We start from the raw sequence: 964 nt of genomic DNA on the forward strand, positions 1-964 counted from the left end.
CCGGATTCCCATTTTGAAATTGCAGTTCTTGAAACAAATAATGCCTCGGCTAGTTCTTCTTGTGTCAAACCTCGGCTCTTTCTTAATTCCTGAAGCTTTTCATGGAATTCCACCTCCTTCACCTCCTTTTTTATTTCACTTTTTTATTGTTAGCATAACTACTGCCTTATAAACAGTAAATAATCCGGCACTTAACAATACACCACCCACAATATCCGTAAACCAATGTACTCCGGAAATCAATCTGCCGATAACCATGAATGCAGAAAAAGCGATTGCTAGAATCGTTATGATTCTTTTCAATGTAGAACATGACATTCTTCGCTGGATCTGTTCAACCAAAGTCGGCATCACGCACAATACCAGTAGAGTCGTTGAAGAAGGATAAGAAGCCTCCATAATTCCATTGATTAAAATTGGTCTGTAATTGATTGGGATGATCTCAAAAATGAAGTATGCCAGTATCACTATAACATAATAAACTCCCAGGATAATGATATCGGGATCCACTTTGAAGAGACTTCTTCTCTTTATTAACTGAACCAGTCCAATACCTGCAAAAATCAGGCATACAACTAAAGGAATCAGACCCATCCAATCGGTAATCGTATAAATTGTCATATTAACATTTGTTAAACGATGAAACCAGCAATTGAATGTTGCAAATCCAATATTCGTTGCATTCTGCCCCAGTGGCTGCACGTCTACCATCTGGATCAAAGCTGTCCATATTGCAAACGCTATAATAAATATACCTCCTAAAAATAAAACTTGTTTTCCATTCTTTTTCATCATTATACGTCCTTTCTATATTGGTTTGTCTTTTCGACGATTTCACCTTATCAAAAAGCGTAAAATGACGCAAGAATCGCTCTTTCACATGTATGACACGATTCGTATCATCCCCACAAATGCGTGATTTTCTGTATATTTTCCTGAATACCTATTCCTACAAATTTCGATT

2 protein-coding genes are annotated in these 964 nt (G+C 36.8%); both read right to left on the reverse strand.

The window, feature by feature from the left end; translation table 11 throughout:
- Positions 1–113: helix-turn-helix domain-containing protein (locus J3351_RS13995; RefSeq protein ID WP_207697999.1), on the reverse strand; the 113-nt coding region annotated here is incomplete at its 3' end.
- Positions 114–135: 22 nt separating this feature from the next.
- Positions 136–795, reverse strand: coding sequence for a phosphatase PAP2 family protein (locus J3351_RS14000; protein WP_005929954.1), 660 nt, complete (start codon positions 793–795; stop codon positions 136–138).
- Positions 796–964 lie beyond the last annotated feature (169 nt).

The sequence above is a fragment of the Faecalibacterium sp. Marseille-Q0746 genome (assembly GCF_017377595.1).
Lineage (GTDB): Bacteria > Bacillota > Clostridia > Oscillospirales > Ruminococcaceae > Faecalibacterium > Faecalibacterium duncaniae.